The following is a 17,309-nucleotide window of genomic DNA, read 5'->3' as shown; positions in this document are numbered from 1 at the left end:
GCGGTCATCACAGCGCAACAGTGACGCGCTACGGTGACGCCAGGAGCTAGGGAAGGCGCTGATCTTGGGCAAGGTCGTGCTCGTCACCGGAGTGGCCCGGCAGCTCGGCGGCCGTCTCGTACGGCGGATCCAGCGGGATCCCGAGGTCGACCGGGTGATCGGGGTCGACGCCGAGGGGCCCGGACACCATCTGGGCGGGGCCGAGTTCGTGCGTGCCGACATCCGCAGGCCCGCGATCGCGAGGGTCCTCGCCGAACACGCCGTGGACACGGTGGTCCATCTGGACGTCACCGGGACGCCGCTGGGCGCCGGCGGCCGTGCGGCCGTCAAGGAGACCAACGTCATCGGCACCATGCAGCTGCTCGGTGCCTGCCAGAAGTCACCGACCGTCAAGCGGCTGGTGATCAAATCGAGTACGAGCGTGTACGGCTCCGCCCCCCGCGACCCGGCGGTCTTCACGGAGACCACCCCGCCCAAGTCGCTGCCGAGCGGTGGCTTCGCCAAGGACGCCGTCGAGGTCGAGGGATACGTACGAGGCTTCGCCCGCCGCCGGCCCGACGTGGCGGTGTGTGTGCTGCGCTTCGCCAACATCCTCGGACCTTGCGCGGACTCGCCGCTCGCCGAGTTCTTCTCGCTGCCGGTGATGCCGACCGTCTTCGGCTACGACCCCCGGTTGCAGTTCGTCCACGAGGACGACGTGATCGACGTGCTGCGGATCGCCCTGCACGAGCCGCGCCGCGGCACGCTCAACAGCGGCACCTTCAACATCGCGGGTGACGGTGTACTGACGCTGTCGCAGTGCTCGCGGAGGCTCGGGCGGCCGACGATGCCGCTGCTGCTGCCGGCGGTCACCTGGGTGGGCTCGGCGCTGCGGACGGTCGGGTTCACCGACTTCGCGCCCGAGCAGATCCGGCTGCTCACGCACGGACGGGTGGTGAGCACCGTTCAGATGCGGGAGACGCTGGGTTTCCTCCCGAAGTACACGACCGCGGAGACGTTCGCGGACTTCGCGCGCAGCCGTGGCCCGGGGCTGCTGCCGCCGGAGACGCTCGCCGAGGCGGTGGACCGGGTCGCGGAGGCCCTGTCGATCGACGCCCGCGACGGGGTGCCCGTCGCGGACGGCGGGCGAGCGGTCACCCAGACGACGCACAGCGGACAGCCCGGATAAGGAGCGCAGGCGACGATGGCGGACGCCAAGGTCATTCCGTTCGACGACGACCGGTCGCGCGGCGGCGGCGCGCAGCGCCCGGCACGGCGGCGCCCCGCGTCCGGCGGCCGGCGCAAGGCGGATGCGGCGGTGCGGGACGCCGCGCTGAGCCCCCTGCCGGGCCCGCAGACCGGTGAGGGCGGTACGGGGCCCGACGCCGTTCCGGCAGCCGCTGCCGAGCCGGTCCGGGGTGCCCTTGCCGCGGCTTCCGGCCCTTCCGGTGACGCGGGTGGCGCCGATGACTCCGCGCAGGACGGGAGGGCTCCCGGCGCCCCCGTGACGGGTGCCGGGGAGACGCCGGGGACGGCGGACAGCGGCTGGGACCGGAGGATCGCCGGCGGGCTGGCGTTCCTGCGGCGACGCATCACCGGCGACTACGAGGTCGACGAGTTCGGTTACGACGCCGAGCTCACCGACCAGGTCCTGATGTCGATGCTGCGGCCGATGTACCAGAAGTACTTCCGCGTCGAGGTCAAGGGCATCGAGAACATCCCGTCGGAGGGCGGGGCGCTGGTGGTGGCGAACCACTCGGGCACCGTGCCGCTGGACGGGTTGATGCTTCAGGTCGCCGTGCACGACAACCATCCCGCGGACCGCCATCTGCGGCTGCTGGCCGCGGATCTGGTGTTCATGCTGCCGGTGGTCAACGAGCTGGCCCGGAAGGCCGGTCACACCCTCGCGTGCGGGGAGGACGCGGAACGGCTGCTCCAGCGCGGCGAGGTCGTCGGTGTGATGCCGGAGGGCTTCAAGGGCATCGGCAAGCCGTTCAGTGAGCGCTACAAGCTTCAGCGTTTCGGCCGGGGCGGTTTCGTCTCCACGGCGCTGCGGGCGGGCGTGCCGATCGTGCCGTGCTCGATCGTCGGGGCGGAGGAGATCTACCCGATGATCGGCAACGCGAAGACGCTGGCCCGGCTGCTGGGCTTCCCGTACTTTCCGATCACGCCGACGTTCCCGTGGCTCGGACCGCTGGGGGCGGTGCCGCTGCCGACGAAGTGGACGATCCAGTTCGGGGAGCCGATCGCGACGGACGGCTACCCGCCGGAGGCGGCGGAGGACCCGATGCTGATGTTCAACCTGACGGACCAGGTGCGGGAGCAGATCCAGCACACGCTCTACAAACTGCTGGTGCAGCGCCGCTCGGTCTTCTTCTAGCCGAGCCGGCGCTGCCGCAGCGCCGTGGACACCAGTGAGGGGTGGGTCCCGACGTGGACCCACCCCTCAGCTGCGCGCGGTGTTCCCGCCGGTCGTCAGCCGTCGTCCTCGGCCTCGAAGCCGAGGCCCGGGAGGATGCCCGGCAGCAGCGGCGGGATGGTGATGTCCGGCTGCGGCGGCTCCGAGCCCTTGCCGGACGGGGAGGGGCTCGCCGACCCCTGCGGCGGGTCGAGGAGACCACCGGTGTTGCCGCCGAGCAGGCCGTCGCCGGGCGAACCGGAGGTGGAGCCGGACGGGCTGGGCCGGGTGTCCCCGCCACTGTGCCCGCCGTCGGTGCCGGGGGAGCTCGGCGCCGTACGGTCCGGGGCGGCGGTGCGCCCCGAGTCCTGTGAGGTGCCCGGGCCCTGGGAGTCGCGGTGCTGCTCCGGGGTGCGGGGCAGCATCGACTCGAGCGGGCCGACCTGTTCGTCTATGGCGTCGAAGGCGGAGTCGACGTCGTCGCCGACGTCGGTCAGCTGGGCGGGCAGCCGGTCGCGCAGTCCGTCCCATGTGCCGCGGTGCGAGCGGGAGAAGGAATTGAGCGCGGCCATCGGAGCGAGCGACCCGTCGCGCTGGTACGCGGCGCTGAGCAGGCGGTGGCCTTCGGTGACGTCGTGCCGCATGCCGTTGAGCGTGCGGCGGACCTCGCTCAGGGACTCGTGGTCCAGGGCGCCGCCGCGGTCCCGCTCCATCAGCCGGCGGGCCTCGCTCAGGCGGGTCGACGCCTGATCGAGGTAGAGCTCACCGCGGTCGGAGTCACCGTCCGCGAGGCCGAGCTTGAAGTCCTCCATGCCGCGCTTCAGCCCGTACAGCGAGTCACCGGGGAGGGCGTCGGAACTTGCAGCGGCCACTCCGCCGAACGCTCCGGCCGCCACACCGACGGTCAGCCCGCCCGCGGCGAGCCCCTTCGACCAGCGGGAACGCGGTCGCAATTTCCGGAGCGGGGACGCCCGGTGCGCGCCGCGGCCGGAGGTCCGCTGCTCGGGCACCGTAGGGCCCGCGGACGCACCCCCTCTGCCCTCCTGCAGCAGCGATTCCATCGCCGCCACGAGTTGGGCCCGCTGCACCACCTTGACCTCGGGGTCAAGCTGCGGCTTCGGCAGTTCGCCGAGACCGTGGGCCAGGGTCAACAGCCGTTCGTGCTCGGGCGGTTCGACGGACTCGACCGATTCGTCGGGCTGTACGGCCGCCTGGTCTTCCAAGGCCTGGGCGAAGGCGTTCGCCCGCCGGTGCGCCGAAACGTTCGCGATCACTGGCGGCACCTCCTCTCGTCATGACGATCGACTCCCCTGAGGGTCTGGAGGGTTGCATACCTTGAGTACATCCACACGAACGAGTGAGTGGCTGCGGGCATGGCACGTCCAGAGGGAGCCTGCATTCCGCACAACGAGCGTCGCGGCACTTGGGTTACGCGCGAAAGATGATCGGACCAGTGCGTCATCGAGGCGTCACCGATTGTCAGTTGGGGGCGGGGGCCATGGGGGAGAGTGGGGACGGTGGGGGTCTGTCGCAGGGAGAGCGGCTCAGCGTGCGTCGTCGGGCAGCAGCCGGGCGAGGGTGCGGACCGCCCGGTACTGAAGGGTCTTGATCGCGCCCTCGTTCTTGCCCATCGCCCTGGCCGTCTCCGCGACGGACAGGCCTTGCAGGAAGCGGAGGGTGACGCACTCCTGCTGCTGGGGATTGAGCTTGCGGACGGCTTCGAGCAGGGCGGCGTTGGAGAGGGACTCCAGGACGGAGTCCTCCGGGCTGCGCTCGACCTCGTTGGCGTCGAGCATCTCGCCGGTGGTCACTTCCAGGCGGAATCGGCTCGATTTGAAGTGGTCGGCGACCAGATTGCGGGCGATCGTGACGAGCCAGGCGCCGAAGTCCCGGCCCTGCCAGGTGAAGGTGGAGATGCGGCGCAGGGCGCGCAGGAAGGTCTCACTGGTGAGGTCCTCCGCCGTGGCCTTCCCGCCGACGCGGTAGTAGATGTAGCGGTAGACGGTGTCGCTGTACTGGTCGTAGAGCCGGCCGAAGGCCTCGGCCTCGCCGGCCTGGGCGCGCTCGACCAGTTCCATCATGCGGGCGCTGTCGCTGTCGGCGGTGGGCCGGCGGGTGGCGGCGTGGGCGCCCGAGCTGCCCCGGCCCGCCCTTCTGCCCGCGGCCCGTCCGTCGGCCGACCGCCGCCCCTCGTCGACGGCGCTGCGCGCGGGACCCTTCTGCAGGCCGTCGGTCAGGGCGTAGCAGGGTGCGGCCGGGCCGCCGGCGGCGAGGCCGGCGGTGGCGAATGCGGGGACGGTGTACGCGGCGGGGACAAGGCCGCGCAAGTGGTCGAGGACCGCTGCGCGCAGCGTAGCCAGGCCCGAGGCGTCAACCCCGACGTGTGGGTACACGGGACTCCCAGAGGCAGAGCTTCCATCACGAGCAGTGCGGGACCGTTCACCCGTCGTGATGACTGGTGGGGTGGTCCGTCATGCGTCTGAGGAGAATAACGCTTCGTACAGGCAGCGCTACACCCAGTTGCTCAAATCGTCGTTTCCGTCGCTTCTGTTACGTCTATGCGTCGCAACTGGTCGCACATTGTGAGCACTTGTTGATCGAATTGCGTCGTGATCTGTCTTATCGGGCGGTGGGTTGTGGCCGGGCCGCGACAAGAGGACTGGCCGGGGGCCGGAGGGGTAACACCCGTGGATTGGCCGCCGACACGCGCGGGGAGCGCATGTTCGGAAGCGTGCGACGGCCGTCGGCCGTCGGTGAAGGGCCGCGCGTCAGCGGCGGCGGCGGTGCAGCGCCACCGCGGCGGCGGTGCCGCCCGCCAGGGCGCCCACCCCTGCCGCCGCGGGGATGCCGACCTTGGCCGCCTTGCGGCCGGTGCGGTAGTCGCGCAGCCGCCAGTCCCGCTGCCGGGCGTGCTTGCGCAGCTTGGTGTCCGGGTTGATCGCGTAAGGGTGGCCGACGAGGGACAGCATGGGGATGTCGTTGTGGCTGTCGCTGTACGCCGCGCAGCGGGACAGCTCCAGACCCTCTGCCGCGGCCAGCGCGCGTACCGCCTCCGCCTTCGCCGGGCCGTGCAGCGGTTCGCCGACGAGCTTGCCCGTGTAGACGCCGTCGATGGACTCGGCGACGGTGCCGAGCGCGCCGGTCAGACCGAGGCGGCGGGCGATGATCGTCGCGGTCTCCACGGGCGCAGCCGTGACCAGCCATACCTTCTGGCCCGCGTCGAGGTGCGCTTGGGCGAGCGCCCGGGTGCCCGGCCAGATGCGGTCGGCCATGTACTCGTCGTAGATCTCCTCACCGATGCTCATGAGCTCGGAGACGCGGTGGCCCTTGACGATGGAGAGGGCACTGTCGCGGGCGTCCTGCATGTGCTCGGGATCCTCGACGCCCGCGAGCCGGAACCACGCCTGCTGCCAGGCGAACCTCGCCAGTTCCCGGCGCTGGAAGAACTTGCGTTTGTAGAGCCCGCGGCCGAAGTGGAAGATCGCGGCGCCCTGCATGACCGTGTTGTCGAGGTCGAAGAAGGCGGCGGCGCGCTCGTCGCCCGCGACGGGGAACACCGGTTCCAGGGCAGGGGCGGTGACGTCCTGTGCCTCGAGCGCCTCGATCGTCTGCGAGGACTTCCGTGCTGCCTCGGCTGCGGCTTCGCCGGCGAGCACGCTGCGTGCCGTGGCGGAGCGCCTGCGCGGGGTGAGCCATCCCAGTGCGGCCATGTCGTGAGCATAGCCAGTCGGTTCGGTACTTCCCGACGCGCCGGGATGCGTCGGCGTGAACAGTCCGCAACCGCGTTGTTAAGAGGACCGGCGAGAATGGGCCCATGAGTCCACTGCTGCGCCGTACGAAGAAGAACCCCGGGGAGCACGTGGTGACCCTTGTCGGGAAGCCCGGATGTCATCTCTGTGACGATGCGCGCGCGGTGGTCGAGCAGGTGTGTGCCGAGGCGGGCGTCCCCTGGGAGGAGAAGGACATCAACAAGGACGAGGAGCTGCACCGCGCGTACTGGGAGCAGATCCCGGTGGTGCTCATCGACGGCGAGCAGCACACCTTCTGGAAGGTGGACGCGGCCCGGCTCCGGCGCGCGCTGGCCGGATAGTCCAGCGTCCACGGAAGTCCACGGCGCGCCGTCGCGGCCCTATCGGCAGGCGGTGGGCGCAGTGCACAGTAGGCGGAATCAAGCGGGTCCCGGGGGCGTGTGCGAGAGGAGAGTGTCCGATTTTGCGCCTTTCGGTAGCCCAACGGTCACGATCGGTTCGCGGTTCCTCGATCCGGCCGCCGAAACGCGTGACCCCGGTCACTTTGGACGGACAAAGCGGACACCATCTTTGTGCACGCGTTCACAAAGACATAGCCTGCTGTCGACGGGGCGGTCTTGGGACACACGGCCGCCTGCAGCCTCGCTCATCCCCCAGGAGCACCGTGGCAACTGGCCGAAATCACCGACCGGCGACCCGTAGCCGAGGAATCCCCGAGGCCACCGTCGCCCGGCTTCCGCTGTACCTGCGCGCCCTGACCGCGCTGTCGGAGCGTTCCGTACCCACGGTCTCCTCCGAGGAGCTCGCGGCGGCCGCGGGCGTCAACTCCGCGAAGCTGCGCAAGGACTTCTCCTACCTGGGCTCGTACGGGACCCGGGGCGTCGGCTACGACGTCGAGTATCTCGTCTACCAGATCTCCCGGGAACTGGGCCTGACCCAGGACTGGCCGGTTGTGATCGTAGGAATCGGTAATCTCGGCGCCGCACTCGCCAACTACGGCGGCTTCGCGTCCCGTGGTTTCCGTGTCGCCGCGCTGATCGACGCCGACCCGACCATGGCCGGAAAGCCCGTCGCCGGCATCCCGGTGCAGCACACGGACGAGCTCGAGAAGATCATCAGTGACAACGGGGTCTCGATCGGCGTCATCTCCACGCCCGCCGGTGCCGCGCAGCAGGTGTGCGAGCGCCTGATCGCCGCCGGTGTCACCTCCATCCTGAACTTCGCGCCCACCGTGCTGTCCGTGCCGGACGGCGTGGACGTGCGCAAGGTCGATCTCTCGATCGAGCTCCAGATCCTCGCCTTCCACGAGCAGCGCAAGGCCGGCGAAGAGGCCGAGGCCGCGAACCGCAAGGGCCCCGACGGTGACATGTCCGCGGTGATGCCGGCATGAGTCTCCTGGTCGTAGGGCTGAGCCACCGCAGCGCACCCGTGAGTGTGCTGGAGCGGGCATCCCTGCCCACCGACGCGCGGATCAAGCTTCTTCAGGACACCCTGGCCGCGGAACCCGCCACCGAGGCGACGGTGCTCGCCACCTGCAACCGCATCGAGCTGTACGCGGACGTGGACAAGTTCCACGCCGGCGTCGCCGAGCTGTCCACGCTGCTCGCCCAGCACAGCGGGGTGGGCCTCGAGGAGCTCACCCCCTATCTCTATGTGCACTACGAGGACCGGGCCGTCCACCACCTCTTCTCGGTGGCATGTGGCCTGGACTCCATGGTCGTCGGCGAGGGGCAGATCCTCGGCCAGATCAAGGACGCGCTGGCGCTCGGGCAGGAACTGCACACCGCCGGGCGGCTGATCAACGACCTGTTCCAGCAGGCACTGCGGGTCGGCAAGCGCGCCCACAGCGAGACCGGGATCGACCGGGCCGGGCAGTCGCTCGTCACCTTCGGTCTCGAGCAGCTCGCCGCGGGCGAGCCGGTCGAGACCTGGGCGCGGGACCGGAAGGCGCTGGTCATCGGCGCCGGCTCGATGTCCTCGCTGGCCGCCACGACGCTGGCGCGCCTCGGCGTACGGGAACTCGTCGTCGCCAACCGGACCATGGAGCGCGCGGAGCGGCTGGCCGCGGTGCTGTCCGAGGGCGGTGTGAGCGCGCGCGCCGTGCGCATGTCCGACGTGCCCGCCGAGCTCGCCCTGGCCGACGTCGCCGTGTCCTGCACCGGCGCGACGGGCCTGGTGCTGACTGCCGAGTCGGTCGCGGCGGCGCTCGCGCAGCACATGGTTCCCGGCGCGGCGGTCCCCGAGGACCTGCGCGCCCCCGAAGGAAGCCTGGTCGCCCGCCTTGCCGCCGTCGCGGCGCGCGACGGACGGGTGGCCGAGCTGCCCGGACGCCACGACGACCTCGCGGGCCTTCCCGGGGTGCCGCCCGCCGCCGCCGACGCCGACGCGCCGGTCTCCGCCGTGGAGCAGGGCGCGGAGAGCGCGGCGACCTTCGGCGCCGCGGATGTTGCCCCGGGCATCGAGCCCGCCGTCGCGGACGCCGCCGAGTGCCCCGTCGGGCCCGACGACTCCCTCGCCCAGCACGGCGCCTGGGTCGACAACGGCTCACGTGCCCCGCGTGAGGCGGACCGCACCGTCATCGCGCACGGCACCGGGCCGGTACGGCTCGGGCTGCTGGACCTGGCGATGCCGAGGGACATCGACGCCGCCGTCCACCGCCTCGCGGGCGTACGTCTCGTCGACATCGAGTCCCTCGCGGAGGCCTCGGCCGACGCGCCCATGGCCGCCGACGTGGACCAGGTCCGCTCGATCGTCTCCGACGAGGTCGCCGCCTTCGGCGCCGCCCAGCGTGCCGCGCACATCACGCCGACCGTGGTCGCCCTGCGCACCATGGCCGCCGACGTGGTGGCGGGCGAGATGGCGCGCCTCGAGGGGCGGCTGACCGGACTCGACGAGAAGCAGCGGGCCGAGATCACCCAGACAGTGCGCCGCGTGGTGGACAAGCTCCTGCACGCGCCCACCGTGCGGGTCAAGCAGCTGGCCGGAGAACCCGGCGGCGCCGGGTACGCGGACGCGCTGCGGACACTCTTCGACCTCGACCCGGAGACGGTCGCCTCCGTCAGCCGGGCCGACCTGAATGACGCAGATGTCAAGAACCGAGGGCGAGTATGACCGAGAGGGCACTGAGGCTCGGAACCCGGCGCAGCAAGCTGGCCATGGCCCAGTCCGGGCAAGTGGCCGAGGCGGTGCGCCGAGTGACCGGCCGCGCCGTCGAGCTCGTCGAGATCACCACGTACGGGGACGTGTCCCGGGAGCATCTCGCGCAGATCGGTGGCACCGGCGTGTTCGTCGCCGCGCTGCGTGAGGCGCTGGCGCGCGGGGAGGTCGACTTCGCCGTTCACTCGCTGAAGGACCTGCCCACGACCCAGCCCGACGAGCTGGCGCTCGCGGCCGTGCCGAAGCGTGAGGACCCGCGCGACGTGCTGATCGCGCGCGACGGCCTCAGCTTCGAGCGGCTGCCGAACGGCGCCCGGATCGGGACCGGTTCGCCGCGCCGGATGGCGCAGCTGAACGCGTACGCCCGCACGCACGGCCTGACGATCGAGACCGTGCCGATCCGCGGCAACGTCGACACCCGCATCGGATTTGTACGGAACGGGGAGCTCGACGCCGTCGTGCTCGCCGCGGCCGGACTCAACCGCATCGGCAGGACCGACGAGGTGACCGACTTCCTGTCGGTGGACTTCGTCCTGCCCGCTCCCGGCCAGGGGGCACTGGCGATCGAGTGTTCCGCGTCCGACGCGGACCTCACCGCCGCGCTCGCCGAGCTCGACGACCCGCACACGCGGGCCGCCGTGACCGCCGAGCGATCCCTGCTCGCCGCCCTGGAGGCCGGCTGCTCCGCACCTGTGGGTGCGTTGGCCGACCTGTTGGGCGACGGCCAGGAATTCACCGAAATGCGCCTTCGCGGCGTCGTCGGCACGACCGACGGCTCTTCGCTGGTGCAGCTGTCCACCACCGGTCCCGTACCCACGTCGCACGACGACGCGGCGGCGCTCGGACGCGAACTCGCGGACGAGATGCTGGCCAAGGGTGCGGCTGGTCTTATGGGGGAGCGAGCACTTTGAGCCCCACCACCTCGAACCGTCCGCCCCTTCCGGCACACGGACACGGGCACGTCACCTTCCTGGGTGCCGGTCCCGGCGATCCCGGTCTGCTGACTCTGCGCGCCGTCGAGGCGCTTGCCGGCGCCGACGTGCTGGTCGCCGAGCCGCAGGTGCTCGACGTCGTTCGCGGCCATGCGCGGGCGAACGTGAGCACGCCTGAACTGACGGTTGTTGACGACGTGTCAACAACCGTCGGAATCCCCGTACTCAGGGATGCGGCCAATCTTGTCATGGAGGCCGCACGGGGCGGCAAGCGGGTCGTCCGTGCGGTGACCGGTGACCCCGGCCTGGACACCGACGCAGGTCAGGAGATGCTCGCCTGCGCCGCGGCCGGAATCCCCTTCGAGGTCGTGCCCGGTGTGGCGACCGCGGTGGGCGTGCCCGCGTACGCGGGTGTCCCGCTCCGTGACGAGCAGGGCACCGACGTCAGATTCGTCGACGCGCGGACCGCTTCCGACCGCTGCTGGAGCGAGGTCGGCGCCAGCGACGGCACCGCAGTCGTCTCCGCCACGCTCGAGACGGTCGCCGCGGCGGCCGGCGAGCTGGTAGCGGCCGGCCGCAAGCCGGACACCCCGCTCACCGTCACCGTGGCCGGCACGACCACGCGGCAGCGGACCTGGACGGCGACGCTCGGCACGATCGCGCAGACCCTGAAGCAGGCGAAGGTGCTGCCGTCCCCGGACGGCCACCAGCCGGTCATAGCCGTGGTCGGTGAGCGCAGCGCCGCGGCACAACGTGAGCAGCTCGCGTGGTTCGAGTCCAAGCCGCTGTTCGGCTGGAAGGTGCTCGTGCCGCGTACGAAGGAGCAGGCGGCCTCGCTCTCCGACCAGCTTCGTTCCTACGGTGCCGTGCCGCACGAGGTCCCGACGATCGCCGTCGAACCGCCGCGCACGCCGCAGCAGATGGAGCGCGCGGTCAAGGGCCTGGTCACCGGCCGTTACGAGTGGATCGCGTTCACGTCGGTCAACGCCGTGAAGGCGGTGCGGGAGAAGTTCGAGGAGTACGGGCTCGACGCCCGCGCCTTCGCCGGGATCAAGGTCGCGGCGGTCGGCGAGCAGACGGCGGCCGCGCTGGTGGACTTCGGCGTCAAGCCGGACCTCGTGCCGAGCGGTGAGCAGTCCGCGGCCGGTCTGCTGGAGGACTGGCCACCGTACGACCCGGTCTTCGACCCGATCGACCGTGTCTTCCTGCCGCGCGCCGACATCGCGACCGAGACGCTGGTCGCGGGCCTCATCGAGCTCGGGTGGGAGGTCGACGACGTGACCGCCTACCGGACGGTCCGGGCGTCGCCGCCGCCGGCGGACACCCGCGAGGCGATCAAGGGCGGCGGTTTCGACGCCGTGCTCTTCACCTCGTCCTCGACGGTGCGGAACCTGGTCGGCATCGCCGGCAAGCCGCACAACGTGACCGTGATCGCCTGCATCGGTCCCGCCACCGCGAAGACCGCGGAGGAGCACGGGCTGCGGGTGGACGTACTGTCCCCCGAGCCGTCCGTGCACCGGCTGGCCGAGGCGCTGGCCGAGTTCGGTGCGGCCCGCCGCGCCGCCGCGGTCGAGGCGGGCGAGCACGTGACACGCCCGTCGGAGCGCCGTCCCGGCGGCCGGAGGCGTCGCACGACGACCTGAGTGACGTGAGCCGGAGGCGGGGCGGGGCGGGGAGATCCCCACCCGCCCCGTCTCCGTACGTTCGACAGGCGGGGCCCGACAGGCGTACACCGGAAGCACAAGAATCCTTCGGGCAGCAAGTGGGTGACCCGCCGTGAGCGCCAGCACTCTCCACGTCGATCCGTCCAACGCCGAGCAGGCACGCGCCTGGGACGGCGACGAGGGCGCCTACTGGGCGGCACACGCGGAGGACTTCGACCGCGCCGTCCACGCCTACCAGCGTCCGTTCCTCGATGCCGCGAAGCTCCAGCGGGGCGAGCGGGTGCTCGACATCGGCTGCGGCAACGGTCTCACCTCCCGCGCCGCCGCCCGGCTCACCGTCGGCGGGCCCGTGCTCGGCATCGACCTGTCCGCGGCGATGCTGCGCGCCGCCCGGCAGGAGACGGAGCGCGAAGGGCTCGACAGCGTCCGCTACGAGCAGGGCGACGCCCAGACGTACCCGTTCCCCGCAGGCGCCTTCGACGTGGCCGTCAGCCGCAACGGGTGCATGTTCTTCGCCGACCCGGTGACCGCGTTCGGCAACATCGCCCGCGCCCTGAGGCCAGGGGGGCGGCTGGCGCTGCAGGTGTGGCAGGAGCCCGAGCGCAACGAATGGTTCCAGTCCTTCCTGGGCGCCGTCGCGGTCGGCCGCGAGCTTCCCCTGCCTCCTCCGGGCGCGCCCGGCCCGTTCTCCATGGCCGACCCGGACGTCGTGGGTGATGTGCTCGTGGCGGCCGGATTCGCATCGCCGCACTTCGACGGGCGGGCGCTGCCCATGAACCTCGGACGCGACGCCGAGCATGCCCTACGTTTCGTCTCAGGCATGCTCGAGTGGGCGCTCGAAGGGCTCGACGCGCAGGACAGGGAGCGGGCCCTGCGGTCCCTCCGCGAAGACCTCGGGGGCCATCTGACCCCGGAAGGCGTCCGCTACGAGTCGGCCGCCTGGATCGTCACCGCGACCAAGCCGTAGGGGCCGGGTCACACCGACGCCCTGTCGGCATTCGCATCCGTCCCGCAGGCGTAGCGTGGCCGTATGACTGCGTACGGATCCTTCCCCGGTGCCCGCCCCCGGCGGCTCCGGACCACCCCCGCGATGCGGCGCATGGTCGCGGAGACGCGCCTGCACCCGGCCGACCTGATCCTCCCCGCGTTCGTACGGGAGGGTATCGGCGAACCCGTGCCCATCTCGGCCATGCCCGGCGTCGTCCAGCACACCCGCGACACGCTCCGCAAGGCCGCCGTGGAGGCCCGTGAGGCGGGCGTGGCGGGGATCATGCTCTTCGGCGTGCCCGAGGACGCCAAGAAGGACGCCCTCGGCACCGCCGGCACCGACCCCGACGGCATACTCCAGGTCGCGATCCGGGACGTGAAGGCCGAGGTCGGCGACGAGCTCGTGATCATGTCCGACCTGTGCCTGGACGAGTACACCGACCACGGCCACTGCGGGGTCCTCGCGGCGGACGGCCGCGTCGACAACGACACCACGCTCGAGCGCTACGCCGAGATGGCGCAGGTCCAGGCGGACGCCGGCGTCCACGTCGTCGGCCCGAGCGGAATGATGGACGGCCAGATCGGCGTCGTCCGCGACGCGCTCGACACCATCGGCAAGGAGGACGTCTCGATCCTCGCGTACACCGCGAAGTACTCGTCCGCGTTCTACGGCCCCTTCCGCGAGGCCGTCGGCTCGTCGCTCAAGGGCGACCGCAAGACCTACCAGCAGGACCCGGCCAACGTCCGCGAGTCGATGCGCGAGCTGGCGCTCGACCTCGAGGAGGGCGCCGACATGGTCATGGTCAAGCCCGCCGGCCCCTACCTCGATGTCCTGGCGAAGGTCGCGGAGTCGGTGGACGTGCCGGTCGCGGCCTACCAGATCAGCGGCGAGTACGCGATGGTCGAGGCCGCGGCGGAGAAGGGCTGGATCGACCGGGACAAGGCGATCGCCGAGACCCTGCTCGGTATCAAGCGCGCGGGCGCGAGCATGATCCTGACCTACTGGGCGACGGAGGTCGCCCAGGGGCTCAGCGCAGGTCGCTGACGAAGGGCGCACAGGCGGCCGGGGCGAGCGTGAGGCTCGGGCCGCCGGGATTCTTCGAGTCGCGGACGTGGTTCGCGGCGGGGTGGGTGGCGATCTCGACGCAGGCGCCGCCTTCGCTGCCGCTGTGGGGGGACTTGCGCCAGTCGCAGGCCACGCCGGTCCAACAGGCCCTTCGTCTCCTCCGGGTCGAGGGCCTGGCTTCGCACCATCGCATCCTCGCGCGCGAGGATGCTGACCGTTTCCCGGTCGGTTACGAGACGGGACGCTGCGCGTCGAAGTGCACGACAGAGGGGGCGCGAGGCCCGGCGTGCGGACCCCGGACGATGAGTCGGGGCGCGGCCTGCTGCTGGTGGCCGCGCCGGCCGACAGGTGGGGGATCGGGCCGCGCGAACCCGGCAAGGTGGTGGGGTGCGAGTTCGCGCGGCCGTGAACGGTCGTCCTACGGCGCGTCGAGCACCGTGCCGGTGAGGGCGGGGCCCTGCGGCGTGCCCTCGTCGTCCCCGGGCTGGATGCCCATGTACTCCGCGGGCTCCGTCACCTGGTCGCGGACCGTTGGCACGGTGACGTCCACGCCGGTGGTCCCGGCCGGTACCGGAACCCACAGGAACGGGTACTCCAGCTGGGACAGCGGGACGTCACCGGTGGGGAGTTCGCCGATCAGGTTGTCCAGCAGCCATTGCTCGTCGACGTCCTTGGTGGACAGCTCGGGGCCGCCGGTGGCGGACACGAGCTGGATCGAGGTGTAGATCTCGGCGTCGGCCGGCTCGGACAGGGTGACCCGCCACTTCAGGGGCTGCCCCTCGGTCACCTTGTCGGCGACGGGCTTCACGGTGACCTTCGGCATCGGGTCGTCGTTCTCGGCGGTGACCCCGCCGGAGTGGGACCCGACGACGGTCCCGCGGACCGCCTTCACCAGTACGTCGTGGGAGGTGTCCCAGGAGTAGCGCGTGTTGCCCTTCACCTTCACCGGCACGTCGATGCCGCCGGCGCCGGGCCGGACCGTGACCAGCCGGTCCTTCGCCCGGCCGGTGACCGGGTCGAGGACGTACAACCGGACCGTGCCGCTGCTCTTGCCCGACACCCGCACCGGCACCTGGTACGTGCGGACGCCGGAGTCGCCCTCCTTGACCGTCAGGCGGCCGACGTCGACACGGGTCAGCGGGGCCTCACGGACGGCGGGTGTACCGGGGCTCCACGCCCAGGCGTCCATCAGCCACGCCTCGCCGGAGCGGCTGCGGGGGGTCAGTTCCAGCGCGGCTACCCGGCGCAGATCGAGGCCGGCGCGTGCGGCGGCGGTGAGGGGCACGCGCACCTCGCGCGCCCAGTACGAGGCCGTACGGTCACTGCCGGGCAGCCCGTCCACCTGGACGCGGCCCAGGTTCGCCCGCTTGCCGGAGGCGTCGGTGACGGACACGTCCAGCTGGGTGCCGGTGGTGTTGGGCGGCACGAAGACGCGCAGCGCGAGGCTGTCGGCGCCCTTGAGGGAGAGCGGCTTTGCGGGCCTGACGGTCACCGCGGAGCCCGGTGCGGACCAGTTCAGCGCCACCGCGCGGCGGCCGGTCTCGCGCTCGGGCTGCCAGTGCGCGAAGTGCGGCGAAGAGCCTGCTTCGGCATCCATGCAGGGGGTCTCGGGGTCGACGGCGTTGCACAGTCGGCCGCCGGTCACCGTCACGGATCCGTCGGGGAGGAACCCGGGGCCACGGTTGGCGCCGACGGCGTGGGTCAGTACGCGTGCGGGGTCGGCGGAGGGGGCCCGGCGGCCCGTGCCGTCGAGCAGTTCGCGCACCCGGTCGTCACCGGCGACGAACAGCCGAGCGGCGGCCGCGATGTAGGTGGCGCCGGCCCGGTGCTGCTGGTCGGCGGTCAGCCGGGTCGAGGTGCCCGGCGAGCAGACCGGGTCCGGATGCTCGGGGTCGGGCCAGAAGTCGTCGTCGGCGGGGGCCTGGGCCTGGCCCGGGGTCCACTCGCTGTTGAAGTAGTTGTGGTTCGCGCCGACCATGTAGATCGCGCTGTGCAGGGCCTTGCCCCGGCTGACGCCGCGGGTCCCGTCGGCGTACACCTGACCCTGGAGGTCGGAGACGTCGCCGTCGCAGCCCGGCAGGATCGTCAGCGACGGGACGTCCGGTACCGGGTTGTGGCCGAAGATCGTCGGGCCGATGAGCACGGTCCCGCGGATGTGCCAGCGCACCTTCCCGCGGTAGCCGTCCTGGGCGGGGGCGGGCGGATACAGGCTGTCCATGGCCGCGCGGTTGACGCCCTCGCCGCCGCGTGAGTGGCCGACGAGCAGGACGCGGGACAGGTCGGCCTTCGGGGCCTTGCGTACCGGTCCGGGGGCGGTGTCGGGCTTCGCGGCCCAGTCCGCCCAGCGGGCCAGGTGCGAGCGGACCAGGGACGAGCGTGCCTGTGCGCCGCCGTCCTCGGCGTTCCAGTCCTGGCCGTTGACGCCGTTCGCGGCGATGGACACGGTCACATAGCCCTGGGAGGCCAGGAGCTCCTGGTCGCGCAGGTATCCACGGTGGCTCGGGATCGGCTTCGCGCCCTTGGCGCAGGGCCAGTCGATCGTCACCTCGTCGTCCTTGCCCGGGACGTAGCAGGTGGCGTGCCGGCCGTGCAGGAACAGTGCGAGCGGGCGCTTGCCGGGGGCGCCCTTCGGGGCGACCACCACGGCGCGCATCTCGACCGGGTTCGCGAATCCGGGCAGGCGGACCGGGTCGAGCGTGTACTCGCCCGTGGTGGTCCGGTAGGTGCCCGGCCGGCCCGGGTCGACGGCCCCGGCGGGAATTCGGCCGGTGGCTTCGCGGCCGGCGCGGTCCCGCGGGCGCCGGAGTCGCCGCCGGGCTCCTGGTCCAGACGGCGGCCGCCCGCCAGCACGGTCAGGTTCTTCAGGTCCGCCGGGTCGGTCGTCCGCGCGTCGTCGAGGGGCAGGCGGAAGGTCCGTCCGTCCTTGCCGGCCTCGGGCACGCCGACGATCCTGTCGTCCGCGTGGAACTCGACGCGCGCGTCACCCGGGGGGACGGGACGCGGTGAGCGCCATTCCAGTGCGCTCTGTCCGTCGTCATGGGTGAGCCGCCAGCCGGGTGGCAGAGCGTCGTTGCCGTTCGCCGCCGTGGCGGGGCGAACTTCGGGCGGCTGGACGGCCTGCGCCGTTGCCGGCGCCGCCCCTACCGCCATGAGCACCGCTGTCGCGGTGGCCCATATCCTCCGGGCACGTATCAACGTTCCCCTCCTCAACCCCGTGAATCCGGCGCCCGGTTGTCCCGAGTGCCTCTCGACCCCGGAGGACGGGGAGACGATCGTGGGGGCTGCCTGCACGGAACGTTTCGGCCGGATCTGTGCGGTCGAAGACCCGTGACATGGTGCGGCCGCGGCCGGGGGACGTCGTCTCCCCGGTCCGCGGCC

At 71.9% G+C, this 17,309-nt stretch carries 13 protein-coding genes and 2 pseudogenes; 10 read left to right on the top strand and 5 right to left on the bottom strand.

Annotated elements, in window-relative coordinates; all coding sequences use genetic code 11:
* Window positions 1-64: 64 nt before the first annotated feature.
* Window positions 65-1,168, top strand: coding sequence for an NAD-dependent epimerase/dehydratase family protein (locus GLX30_RS15990; RefSeq protein ID WP_244258171.1), 1,104 nt, complete (start codon window positions 65-67; stop codon window positions 1,166-1,168).
* Between the two features lie 15 nt (window positions 1,169-1,183).
* Window positions 1,184-2,359 carry a lysophospholipid acyltransferase family protein gene (locus tag GLX30_RS15985; RefSeq protein WP_159688943.1) on the top strand — a complete coding sequence of 392 codons (1,176 nt, stop codon included), beginning with the start codon at window positions 1,184-1,186 and terminating at the stop codon, window positions 2,357-2,359.
* A 95-nt stretch (window positions 2,360-2,454) separates the two neighbouring features.
* On the opposite strand, the gene GLX30_RS15980 is transcribed toward GLX30_RS15985, so the two are convergent.
* From GLX30_RS15980 to GLX30_RS15970, 3 genes are all read right to left on the bottom strand, one after another.
* On the bottom strand, window positions 2,455-3,651 hold the full coding sequence (locus GLX30_RS15980; protein ID WP_159688940.1) for a DUF5667 domain-containing protein: 1,197 nt from the start codon (window positions 3,649-3,651) through the stop codon (window positions 2,455-2,457).
* A gap of 270 nt (window positions 3,652-3,921) precedes the next feature.
* Window positions 3,922-4,770, bottom strand: coding sequence for an ECF subfamily RNA polymerase sigma factor, BldN family (locus GLX30_RS15975; protein WP_159688937.1), 849 nt, complete (start codon window positions 4,768-4,770; stop codon window positions 3,922-3,924).
* A gap of 375 nt (window positions 4,771-5,145) precedes the next feature.
* A complete protein-coding gene (locus GLX30_RS15970; RefSeq protein ID WP_159688933.1) occupies window positions 5,146-6,087 on the bottom strand; it encodes an HAD-IB family hydrolase in 942 nt (313 codons plus the stop codon).
* A 104-nt stretch (window positions 6,088-6,191) separates the two neighbouring features.
* Between GLX30_RS15970 and GLX30_RS15965 the strand changes: the two genes are divergently transcribed.
* The 7 genes from GLX30_RS15965 to hemB all read left to right on the top strand — a co-directional run bounded on the left by GLX30_RS15965 (window position 6,192) and on the right by hemB (window position 13,910).
* Entirely contained in the window at window positions 6,192-6,467 is a 276-nt protein-coding gene (locus GLX30_RS15965; protein ID WP_159688930.1) for a glutaredoxin family protein, read from the top strand.
* Window positions 6,468-6,790: 323 nt separating this feature from the next.
* Window positions 6,791-7,516: a redox-sensing transcriptional repressor Rex gene (locus tag GLX30_RS15960; protein ID WP_159688926.1), complete on the top strand. Its 726-nt coding sequence runs from the start codon at window positions 6,791-6,793 to the stop codon at window positions 7,514-7,516.
* On the top strand, window positions 7,513-9,237 hold the full coding sequence (locus GLX30_RS15955; RefSeq protein WP_159688921.1) for a glutamyl-tRNA reductase: 1,725 nt from the start codon (window positions 7,513-7,515) through the stop codon (window positions 9,235-9,237). The genes GLX30_RS15960 and GLX30_RS15955 overlap by 4 nt, the downstream gene beginning before the upstream one ends.
* The gene (gene hemC / locus GLX30_RS15950) at window positions 9,234-10,193 is read left to right on the top strand and encodes a hydroxymethylbilane synthase (RefSeq protein WP_159688916.1); all 960 of its coding nucleotides are present in this window, start codon (window positions 9,234-9,236) and stop codon (window positions 10,191-10,193) included. The genes GLX30_RS15955 and hemC overlap by 4 nt, the downstream gene beginning before the upstream one ends.
* Entirely contained in the window at window positions 10,190-11,857 is a 1,668-nt protein-coding gene (locus tag GLX30_RS15945) for a uroporphyrinogen-III synthase (RefSeq protein ID WP_159688913.1), read from the top strand. Before hemC ends, GLX30_RS15945 begins: the two co-directional genes overlap by 4 nt.
* Before the next feature lie 133 nt (window positions 11,858-11,990).
* Complete coding sequence (locus GLX30_RS15940; RefSeq protein ID WP_159688910.1) at window positions 11,991-12,845, top strand: class I SAM-dependent methyltransferase; 855 nt, start codon at window positions 11,991-11,993, stop codon at window positions 12,843-12,845.
* Window positions 12,846-12,908: 63 nt separating this feature from the next.
* Complete coding sequence (hemB, locus tag GLX30_RS15935; RefSeq protein ID WP_159688907.1) at window positions 12,909-13,910, top strand: porphobilinogen synthase; 1,002 nt, start codon at window positions 12,909-12,911, stop codon at window positions 13,908-13,910.
* Here hemB and GLX30_RS15930 read toward each other — a convergent pair.
* Complete coding sequence (locus GLX30_RS15930; protein WP_159688904.1) at window positions 13,894-14,124, bottom strand: DUF397 domain-containing protein; 231 nt, start codon at window positions 14,122-14,124, stop codon at window positions 13,894-13,896. The genes hemB and GLX30_RS15930 overlap by 17 nt on opposite strands.
* A 42-nt stretch (window positions 14,125-14,166) precedes the next feature.
* Here GLX30_RS15930 and GLX30_RS35240 point away from each other — a divergent pair.
* Window positions 14,167-14,340, top strand: a pseudogene (locus GLX30_RS35240) (ATP-binding protein); the annotation flags it as partial.
* Window positions 14,341-14,349: 9 nt separating this feature from the next.
* Here the strand turns inward: GLX30_RS35240 and GLX30_RS15920 are convergent.
* Window positions 14,350-17,126, bottom strand: a pseudogene (locus GLX30_RS15920) (hypothetical protein).
* Between the last annotated feature and the right edge of the window lie 183 nt (window positions 17,127-17,309).

Origin of the sequence: Streptomyces sp. Tu 2975, assembly GCF_009832925.1 — a bacterium.
Lineage (GTDB): Bacteria > Actinomycetota > Actinomycetes > Streptomycetales > Streptomycetaceae > Streptomyces.
Note: the sequence above shows the minus strand (reverse complement) of the source record. Positions and strands in the feature narration are given on the sequence as shown.

Bases quoted from the DNA above. Each gene is read 5' to 3' on its own strand.
- hemC (WP_159688916.1), top strand. From the start codon at position 9,234: ATGACCGAGAGGGCACTGAGGCTCGGAACCCGGCGCAGCAAGCTGGCC.
- GLX30_RS15985 (WP_159688943.1), top strand. From the start codon at position 1,184: ATGGCGGACGCCAAGGTCATTCCGTTCGACGACGACCGGTCGCGCGGC.
- GLX30_RS15970 (WP_159688933.1), bottom strand. From the start codon at position 6,087: ATGGCCGCACTGGGATGGCTCACCCCGCGCAGGCGCTCCGCCACGGCA.
- hemB (WP_159688907.1), top strand. From the start codon at position 12,909: ATGACTGCGTACGGATCCTTCCCCGGTGCCCGCCCCCGGCGGCTCCGG.
- GLX30_RS15955 (WP_159688921.1), top strand. From the start codon at position 7,513: ATGAGTCTCCTGGTCGTAGGGCTGAGCCACCGCAGCGCACCCGTGAGT.
- GLX30_RS15930 (WP_159688904.1), bottom strand. From the start codon at position 14,124: ATGCGATGGTGCGAAGCCAGGCCCTCGACCCGGAGGAGACGAAGGGCC.
- GLX30_RS15965 (WP_159688930.1), top strand. From the start codon at position 6,192: ATGAGTCCACTGCTGCGCCGTACGAAGAAGAACCCCGGGGAGCACGTG.